This window comes from Pseudomonas sp. EpS/L25 (assembly GCF_001512295.1).
Classification (GTDB): domain Bacteria; phylum Pseudomonadota; class Gammaproteobacteria; order Pseudomonadales; family Pseudomonadaceae; genus Chryseomonas.
The window spans coordinates 1-10064 of record NZ_LNUP01000008.1; the positions used below are offsets into that span (position 1 = coordinate 1).

Here is a 10064-nt window from a genome sequence, read left to right on the forward strand (position 1 = left end):
TCTATTCGCAGGACGAACTGGATGAAGTGGCTCGGCAGTTAAACGAGCGTCCCAGAAAGACCCTGGGGTACTCGACTCCCGCCGAGTGTTTTAACCACGCTGTTGCGTCGACCGGTTGAATCCACAACCCAAAGCTGCCGTTGGCGGTGGGCAGCTACCGGCCCAAGCGGACATTCACTCCAACACAGAGCGTACTGCTCATCTGGCACTGCAGTAAACGGCCATTCTCCTAACTTAAATATACCTATACCAATTAATGCTTCCCAAAAATCCATTGAGATTTAAGAGAGGATCAAAGCCCCTCATCTGCCTGATCGGGCGAGAGTCTTTTGAGAAAGGAACGATACAGCTCATCGTAATTAGGTAGATCTTTGCGCCGAGACAGCCTTTCATCTGGCAGGCCAGCAATCGCGCGGAACCTCGAATAAAAATCTTGGCGGTGATCAGGATCGAGCTTCGTGAGGGCTTCTTTGGCTAGCCGAGAGATGCGTCGCGGTGACCAAATCTGGCCGCGTTCGTTTATTACGACCACAAGCGACCGATGCGTAAAGGCGCTAGTGTCACCGCTGCGTCCGCTCGACTTACCTCTATGATATTTTTGGACCTTGAGCACAACAACAAGACTACGGACGGTTTGCTTGAGTAATGAAAGCAATGCGGAACGGGTGGCGAACAATCGGTACCCGGTTTCACTCCAAGCGTACTCACCCCGTCCACCCTCTGCCCCCCAGGCTTCAGCGCGATATGCTGCCGTACCGCCGTTTGACCAGCTCCGACCTACTGCATCATCAGTGACTGTCCCCAACAGGTTCTGCGTCCAACTCGATGGATAAGGTCTGTCGAGCGCGGTAGCCGCACCGTAGGGATCATGCCGATCAAGCTGGTATTCGGTGTTCGATGCCTTCTCGATCCATGGTTGGGCCGTATGGCCGTCACCGCCGAATTGACGGGTAATCTCATCTTGATCGTCGGGCAGCCATCTAAAAAATTCTTCGTCTGACAGCAACGTCATGACCGCCGCTCGCGCATCGTTAGCATTCGCCAGTACGGTTTGAAGTGTGACAGTTGTGTCGCGTCCGATCGACCAACGTCCTGCGACCGGAAGCCAATCCTTCGCAACCTTTCCGTCCAGCAAGCCGAGCAACGGTGCAAGCAGATTGCTGTCTTCGCGGGCGGTGCCTCTCTTACCGCTCTCCGGCATATGCATGTCCGCCTCCTTGGTAAGGTCGAGCGGAAACGGATCGGTGAGATCGGCAAGCCAGAGACCGTCGTTTCTTGATAGCGTGTATTCCCTCAGGAACGCAGCCCAAGCATCACCGCTCCAGTCCTCGCCGACAACCGCCCGTGTCGCCAGCAACTCACCAGCAACAAGCATGAGTGCATGCCATCCGAGATATCCCCCGTACCGATCTCGGTCCGGAACATATCCCGACGACCAAGATGCGTCATCGCTTCTGCTACGTGGGCAATCGTGCATTCCTCGGACGGCTGTGTCCCAACTCCGCACCCATGCGTTGATACGGTCTTCCACCTCCCAGCCTGGACAAGCGAAGACATGGCACAAGCGCTCGACCTGGTACTTGTTGAAGTCGTAGTCGAGGTGGAAGTCATCCTCTGGTCGCGGCGAGGTATCTGGCCTGGGGGCATACCGGAACTCGCGATAGTCGGCTCGGGGAGCAGATGGAAAGGGCGATTGGTTTGCCGGGCCAAGCTTGGCGATAAGAGCTTCACGCTCTTCGGGTGCCAGTGCATGCGCAAGCTCGCGAAGTGTATATATCGCGAACGCACGCATGACGACGTGCGGAAACTCAGCGGAAAAGGCGATCCGCTCAAAGAACGCGCGGTGGGGGGCAAATGCGGGAGCAGCGTCTTTCGCTACGCGAGCGAGCGCTATCAAAAGCCAGAGCTGCGCATGCATTACGTAGAAAGGCAGCTTCGCATCGCCGAAAGGTAAGCTCGAAGCAGACCCGAAACGCTCGATCAGTCCTTCAATGACATCGAAACGTCCGGCCACCACCAGGTGCCGCACCGCATGGGCTGCGCGCCAGCGCATTGCTGCGATAGCATGGCCGAGCCTCGCCCACACGAGTCCCGCCACGAATGTCGCCTCATCAGACGGAATCATAAAACGCGCGTCCCACGGCCCGTCCCCAACTTCGGGCGGCAGCTTTTCATCTGTGTTAGCCAGAAACCGTTCGAGGCCTTCCGCAATGGAGCTGGCACTGACGTCAGGTGCCAGTCTCGCGGCGAGTGCGAGCCAGGCATTACCACCAAGACTGTCCGCGGTGCTCCGGAGTGCTGCTAGTACATGCTCAACAAGTGCTGCACGGTCGGCATGAAAATGCTGCTCCAGCCCCCGCCAGTTACCCCACGCGTCGGTGCTTGAACTGGCAAGTTCGGCGGCGTGCTTGGTGGCAAGACGCAGTCCCAAGTCAGGCAGAGCATCACGCATAGCTGCCGACGACCTACCCCACGCCTCCAAGTAGTCGTCCAGCGCGTGGATTTTGTCGGCAAGCGTGGCGGCCGTTGCTTCAACGACTGCGCGGACGAACCCGAGGCGCTCGGCGGGAGAGTTTGCTCGCTTGGCCAAATCAATCAGTGTCCAAACCGGCCAGCGCCTCCCTGACTGGTCAATCTCCTCGCTGAGGATCTGACGGTCAATATCGTCTGAGTCCGCGAGATCCACTGGGAAGACGGGTAGTGGCTCCGACGCGGTCGAGGAGGGTATGGCCGTTCGCGATTCGGATCGGGGGCCAAGGCGAGTAAGCAGGCCCTCGATTCGTGTTCGAGCCTGAGAAGCGGCGGGAAGACTGCGCTCAGCGAGGTGATGTAGTCGTTCGATCGTTTCTCGTGCGGGAGACAATTGATCCCCGCGATCAATCTCGACCAGAAGGAGATCGAAGAACCATTCCCGTCGCTCATGAGGTAGACGGCAAATGACCTCTGACGCGAAGCCCGAGATGTGCCACGTCCACGTTTCGACCGGAGCAGCCAAACCAAATAGAGCGACGGCGACTTCAACAGAAAGCTTCGAGTCACGAACGAGGATAGTTAGCGCTGGGCCGAGTGACAGTCCGAGTCGAGCAGCGTCACGATCGTCCAGCCGTGCCAGCGTAGCCAACGTCGCCCGACCAGCAATCGGCACCATCGTTTTCGCGTATTCAGTCCAGGGGAATTTGCCATCCTCGTTTTGATTCAGTTCGAGGATACGAGCCAGAGTGTGCGCCGCCGCCGGCGAAAGTTCGGGCCCCGAATAGTGGCCGGTCAGCTCCAGCAAGTGATTGGTACGATCGAAGTCATCCGATCCAATTGCCTCGGCAAGATCGAGCGCACGGCGAAAATAGGCTGCTGCTTCTTCGGTGCTCACTCGCCACGCTGCGCGAGCGAGGTCACCGTAGGATGAAATCCTGGTTCCGACATCGGTATCGAGTTGGATCTTGCGCTCGATATGGCCGGCAAGGAGGAGCGCAGCATCATGGCACTGGGGGATGCGCGATAGTCGAGCAACCGTATTGATAAGCTCCGGCGTGAATAGGCCCGGTGCACTCGCGGCCCACTCGGCCATGCGTTTCGCAAGCGGGGCATTGAGCGCACCCAACGCATTGGCAAGATCGAAGATCACTCGGAAACCAGTTCGCGCGAGATACGCCTTCCCGTCCCGGTATGGATAGTTGGATGACTGCTCGACATCATGGACAAGCCGGTCAAAGGCTGCGGATACCATCTCGTCCCGTGACTTCCCACTTGGCGGACGAATGATGTCAGCAACATCCTGCGCATAGTTCAGCAACGGCAAGATCCGGCTGCCAAGCGCACGCGAGTAGTCCGATCGCTTCTCCTCATCGAGTCCGCCACGCCTTTTCCGCCGGCACCGACTTCCATCGAACTTCGGAGCCGCCAGCTTCTGGTTAAGCGCTCGACTGAAGGTCGCTGCCCCCCGCAATCGAGCACTTGCAGGCACCAATCCGATGAATTCCGCCGGCGCCATGTCAATCAAGGCGGCGCGCTTCCGCTTCAATGCAGCTCGAACGCCGGCGGCCATTACGGTCACATGGATCGCGCGGTCGCTCAGATACTGACTGGAATAGTCATAGATGCTTGGCGGTGTAAATGCAGTTCCAGCGAGGATGCTCGCTGCCTCTCTCTCCATGCCGAGCTCTATAGCCAGCGCCGATGCCAGCATACTGGCCATCGCCAAGTCGTCGCTTTTGCCATTCGCAGAAGATGCGGCAGCAAGTGCCGCGACAAGTCTTCTGGCGTGAGATGGATCACGACCGACGAATGGAAGCGCGGCGGCGTAGAGCGCGCGAGATGGTATTCGGCAACGCAACAGCCGCCTTGCGATGCGCGTCTTGGGTGGATGTGCCGAATGCTGGTGTCGATCCAGAAGATCGAATAAGTCCAAAAACTTAGCGAAGGCCGTACCGTCTTCTCGACGAGCGAAGAACTCCGCAACGCGCACGTCATTGCCCGCCAGCATCTCCACATAGGCGAAGCCAATATCGTCCCACTGCCTTGAGGTGCTCGATTCGTTAAAGCGCGTGTTGCTTTTGGCCTGCGCAGCCCAATTGTGCCAATCGATTGATCGGCGGGCGTGACGACGAGCCTCGTCTCGGTCGCCTGCGAAGGCGTTCGCAAGTGCAAGTGCGGCGTGTTTTCCCCCAGGCCAGCCAACATTAGTAGCGGAAAGCCGTCGCAAGGCTTCGGGGTCACCGGCTACTGCGGTGAGATCAGGGTGCTCATATAGAAAACGGTCGGATCGCTCGTGGCCTGCGGCAACGAGCGACGCTTCCAGAAGTAGGCGCAGAAGATCGTCACGTCGGTTCAGCTCTCCCACCAGTGCTATCGCGGCAGTGATCCGCGATAGACGGATGTCGCGTGCGCTTACTTGTGAAGCGCCTCGGGGAACACGCAGGTCGTAGGCCAGTTGGATGAGCTGATCGGCATCGCGTAGCGAGGTGAGCAACGCTGGCAGTGCCCGGGCTGCATAGTTTGAGGAGAGCTGGCGTTCTTGGAGAGCGGCGGTAACGCGATCGCGACCGGCTTGGCTCGCGCCGTAGCTCGATCGGATCAAGGTCTCGGTCGGTTCATCGCGGAACATCAGGCCGTGTGGCGTTCGCTCAAGCAAGGGGGCGAGGTCAGCCGCGAAGCTTTCAACCTGCTCCGCGATCAAGCCGTGTGCCGCAGCAAGCTCTTCAATGGGAACTGGGGGCACCAGCAAGGCGATGCCTGTGAGCAGGAGGTCAATGTCCGCATCGCTTGCACCGCGAGCGCGTGTAGATTCGCGCGCTTCAGTAAGACGCTTGCGAAGCAGCACGTCGAGCAGATCTTGCGGCTCTTGCGGGGCGTCAGGGAAGGACACGGGATCAAATGGCCGTCCGGTCGTAATCAGGTTGTCAAGACAGCGTGGATTGCGACCTGACCGTGTTTGCAGAGCGGCAATCTCGTCGGCCGAAGCATCCGGTACACGTCGCTCAACGAGGGAACGTACTTCCACGTCAGTGAACAGTGGAACCGAGAAGGGACGATGCGAGGCATCGCCGGTTGCCAGCGCGAGCCGTTCAGTCCGGCACGATGCGACGATGCGAACACCATCGATTGGATCGACGCTGATGCTGCGCATGAGAAGGTGTGCGAACGATGATGTCCCGGTATCCCGCGCGGCCAGCCCGGCGTGGTCGATCGCGTCAAGTACCAGTGAAACACATGCATCGCTGCGAGTTCGCCGAGCCGTTTCTACCGACTGGGCGAGCCGTCGGCGGAACGCCCTCAGCAAGCTCGTTACGTCCGCCACTGGCAACAGAATGTCGCACAGACCTTGCCCGGCCATGAGATTAGCAAGGTGGACAAGTGTCCTCTCTGGGAGGTGCCGTGCGTCGGCGGGATCACGCCAGCGACCCGCGCCGAAGCCATCGAAGAGCACCACGGGGCCATCGGCTCGCAATAGGTCGGCGAGGCCTCGCATTAAGACAGTCTTGCCCATCCCGCCCGCAGCATGGACAACGAGAGGAAGAGCAGCTTCGCGGGCGAGGGTTGTAATGTCGCCAAGAACGTCGCGCTGAATGACGATCTCAACTTCAGGGAACGCGTCAGGCGTGGGATACAGGCGGTCCTCGTGCTCCACCTCCAGCTCAGCTAGGACCGCTACCCGATCAATTCGTTTGTCCGTCTCGCTACCGGGACCTGCCTTGATCCTGATGAGATTCTGCAACTTGAGCAGGCGTTTCTCCGCATCCGGATCCCCTGGTTCACTCCATGACGCGAGAGTTGTTGAAATCGCACGCTCAGCCTCGGTCAAGCTTCCCTTGCTGCCGACTAATTCCAGTCGCCGTAACAGGTCAACAAAGGGATGGGGATAGTCTTTTAGAGCTTGCTCAAGCTGACCTGCTTGGCGGGCAATATCACCGGCTTCTTGCGTGCCTGCGACGACCGCTGAGATCGCCTTCCCTAAGTTCTCGTGTATGGGCCTGTTTGTCGCAAATTCATACCGGACCACGGTGAGAACATGATCATCGCCATGCGTTGCTCGAAGCTCAGCATCGCTCAGGGCAAACTTGGTAAGAGTTGATGCCAGGTCAGCAGCTCGCACTGCCGTGTCGGCGCTTGCGATCGAATATTTGAACTGAACGACCGTGACTCGATGCGCCCGTGCAACACCGGTGGCGCCGTGGTACCGGACAAGATCAGCAATCTCGATCGCGCCGGTTCCCAAGCTCTCTTCGTCTCGTTCATCGAAACCCTCGAGCGTGATCGCGGTAAGGTCGGTCGACGGCGGCAGGAGTTCAAGAGCGGTGCGCGCGGCCCAAGCTTCATGGAAGGCATGACCCGCCTTTGATGCTCGAAGTTTGTCGATTGCAATTGGTTCTGTACCGGCTTCGTCGTCACTCATGATTGGCTTGATGCATCTCGTCTATCGTCCTGATTTCAAAAGCCAGCCTAGTGACCTGCAGCATCAACCGGACAAATAGGACTGCCTCCAAGTCCTGTTGGCTCAGTATCGACAATACCACGCAGTGCGAAGGTTGATCACAGGCTAGGGCCTAAACCATTGATCGGGGGATAGGCTTGGGCACCTAGGCGCAGCTCATCAAGTCGAGACCATGCGCCATCTAAACAGTATTCACGGCTTGTACGACTATCCGCTACCGGCCGATTCTGTTGAAAAAGTAGCTGCGTCCCCATGCCGTCGGCAGAATTGCTCTGTCAGCGAGCGAGGGGGGCGAACAGCATGATGGGACAGCTACCGGGAGGACAGCAGCGCCTGTTCTACTCGTTCAATCTGGAGGATCACGTCCCAGCCCAACATCTCCTGCGCAGCATCGACCAGTGTCTGGATCTCAGTAACTTGCGCAGCTACCTGGCGGATTTCTATAGCCCCATCGGACGCCCCTCGATTGACCCGGAATTAATGGTGCGCATGCTGGTCGTCGGCTACTGCTATGGCATCCGCTCCGAGCGGCGATTGTGCGAAGAGGTGCACCTGAACCTGGCCTATCGCTGGTTCTGCCGGCTGGGGTTGGAAGACGAAGTACCCAACCACTCGACCTTCTCGAAGAATCGCCATGGCCGTTTCCGTGACAGCGATCTTTTTCGCTGGTTGTTCAATGAGGTGTTGCGCCGCTGCATGGCGGCAGGCCTGGTAAAAGGTGAAGGTTTCGCTGTCGACGCCAGCATCATCAAGGCGGATGCCAGCCGGCAACGTGGGGTGGCGGGTGATGAGGTCGATTGGAGCGATCCAAAGCTCAGCAGCCGCTCCGTACGTGAGTACCTCGAAGCCCTCGATGAAGAGGCGTTGGCTGAAGCCCTCCCTAAGAAGATTTCCCTCACCGACCCGCTGGCTCGCTGGACTGCAGCGCCAGGCGGCCCAGCCTACTTTGCCTACTCCACGAATTACCTGATCGACACTGAGCACGGCGTGATCATGGATGTGGAAGCGACACCGGCGCACCGCACTGCCGAAGTTGATTCGACCAAAACGATGGTGGAGCGAGTCGAAGCGCAGTTCGATCTCACACCAGAGCGCCTCATCGGTGATACCGCCTATGGCACGGCTCCGATGCTGGCCTGGATGGTCGAAGAAAAGAACATCGAGCCGCATGTCCCAGTCTGGGACAAGACCGAGCGCAAGGACGACAGCCTCTCCAGTAACGACTTCCACTGGAATCCGGAGGCCAATGAATACCGCTGCCCTGCCGGCAATCCGCTACGCAGTGAGTGGCGTGCCTTCACCCAGAAAAGATCGCGGGTGACCAAGACCAACACCATCATCTACCGCTCCAGCTAAATCGACTGCGCTACCTGCCCGTTAAAAGCGAAGTGCTGCCCCAACACGCCGATTCGGAAGATCGTTCGTAGCATCCATGAGGCTGCCCGTGACTTGGCTCGAGGCATCGCGAAGACACCGGAATACCTCGTCTCTCGTTGCGAACGGAAGAAGGTGGAGATGCTTTTCGCCCACCTCAAGCGGATCATGAAACTCGACCGTTTACGACTGCGTGGCCTGACGGGTGCCACTGACGAATTCACCTTGGCCGCGACGGTGCAGAACCTACGCCGCATGGCCAAGCTGTTGCCTCAAGGGCCACCGCTCACGGGATAGATACGCCTGCGTAGAGCAGAAACCCTCGGATTAACCTTCAACCTGAGCAAGGACGCTCAGTGAAACGCCGAAAGACAACTTGAAGTGGCTTGCAGCCACTTCGACAGCAGGCACAGCTGACCGGCTGCCTGCCGCAGAACCTACTTTTTCAACAGAATCGGCCGAAATCGCCCCTTCATCTTAGTCCGCTTCTACCGATTTGACTGAGCGCTTTTGCCTGTACCTCACGCGCTACACCTATCGCCAGGGCTCAGGATGTGGCGAAAAGTAGTCCAGCAGACCCAAACGACTACGGTTATATTTCGAGACGCCAAACGACTACACCGGAGCCCGCCATGTTCGTTCGCGCCTATCTCAGAGCCTCGACCGACGACCAGGACGCTACAGGCGCCCGGGAGGCCCTCCGCACCTTCGCCGCCGAACACGGGACGAGGATTGCCGCGACCTATGTCGAAAACGCTTCGGGCACTTTGCTGGATCGTCGCGAGCTACTGCGCCTGTTGGCCGACGCCGAGCCGGGGGACGTGCTGCTGGTGGAAGCGGTGGACCGGCTATCTCGTCTCGATCGGGCGACCTGGGACCAATTGCGCGGCCATTCCCGGATGTCACCGATTTGTGCCTGCGCGCTGGCCTGGATGCCAAGGCCCGGAAGTGTCTGGCGGATGCGGGAGCCTTGAAGGGGTTGGCCGGGCACCGGTTTCAGGCCCGCTGGGCAATGGCCGCAATCGAGCCGCAGCTACCCCTCTTTGCTGAGGGCGCGGTATTTGAGAAGGAAATCCAGGATCTGATCGCACCTACCGTGGGCGAGGACCTCTACTCTGACTACGCCTCCTTGGGAACCACACTGGGGCCGCACCCTGCTGCGCCCGGAGCTGTCGGCCCGGCGGCTGATGAGTTCGCTGGAGCTGAAGGAACGGCGCCACGGCCAACCAGCCCGAATTGCCGGTCTGGTGGTTGGCCGACAGCGGCCTGGTACCGCTAGCGGCGTGACCTTCGTAACGCTCGAGGACGAGTACGGGATGGTAAACGTGGTGGTGTGGCGTACCTTGGCGGAGCGCCAGCGGCGAGAGCTGGTGGCGTCTAAATTACTGCGGGTAGACGGGACGATGGAAACCGCGATGGGGTCCTGCACTTGGTAGCAGGTAGGCTTCAGGACCTAGGCTCTGTACGAAAAATCCGAGCGAGTAGAATTGGCACCATGAGGGGCTGGAGGGCCGCATGGCAAAGCGTTACGAACTCCCGGATGAAGCGTGGGAGCTGATTGCAGATGTTGTTTCGCCTGAGCAGAAGAGGGGGCGGCCACGCAGTGATGACCGGCTGATGCTCAATGGCATCTTCTGGATCCTGTGTTCAGGTGCTGCCTGGCGCGACCTGCCAGAGCGGTTCGGCCCCTGGTCGACGGTGTATCAGCGGTTTCGTGACTGGCGAGATGACGGCACCTTTGATCGAGTTCTCGAGCGCCTAC

At 59.1% G+C, this 10064-nt stretch carries 2 protein-coding genes and 4 pseudogenes; 5 read left to right on the forward strand and 1 reads right to left on the reverse strand.

What is annotated here, in order from left to right; genetic code table 11:
* Positions 1 to 119: pseudogene (locus tag AR540_RS26195) on the forward strand (IS30 family transposase); the annotation flags it as partial.
* Positions 120 to 292: 173 nt separating this feature from the next.
* On the opposite strand, the gene AR540_RS08900 reads toward AR540_RS26195, so the two are convergent.
* A complete protein-coding gene (locus AR540_RS08900; RefSeq protein WP_059228111.1) occupies positions 293 to 6889 on the reverse strand; it encodes a hypothetical protein in 6597 nt (2198 codons plus the stop codon).
* 339 nt (positions 6890 to 7228) lie between these two features.
* Here AR540_RS08900 and AR540_RS08905 point away from each other — a divergent pair.
* The 4 genes and pseudogenes from AR540_RS08905 to AR540_RS24735 form a co-directional block, all read left to right on the forward strand.
* Positions 7229 to 8599 (forward strand): annotated as a pseudogene (locus AR540_RS08905) (transposase).
* Positions 8600 to 8934: 335 nt separating this feature from the next.
* Positions 8935 to 9189: pseudogene (locus AR540_RS08910) on the forward strand (recombinase family protein); the annotation flags it as partial.
* A pseudogene (locus tag AR540_RS24730) lies at positions 9189 to 9860 on the forward strand (OB-fold nucleic acid binding domain-containing protein); the annotation flags it as partial. The pseudogenes AR540_RS08910 and AR540_RS24730, both read left to right, overlap by 1 nt.
* A partial coding sequence (locus tag AR540_RS24735) for an IS5 family transposase (protein ID WP_059226329.1) occupies positions 9818 to 10064 on the forward strand: 247 nt, incomplete at its 3' end. The pseudogene AR540_RS24730 and the gene AR540_RS24735, both read left to right, overlap by 43 nt.

What these genes read in the sequence shown, in the direction of transcription:
- AR540_RS08900 (WP_059228111.1), bottom strand. Translation starts at nt 6,889, where the DNA reads ATGAGTGACGACGAAGCCGGTACAGAACCAATTGCAATCGACAAACTT.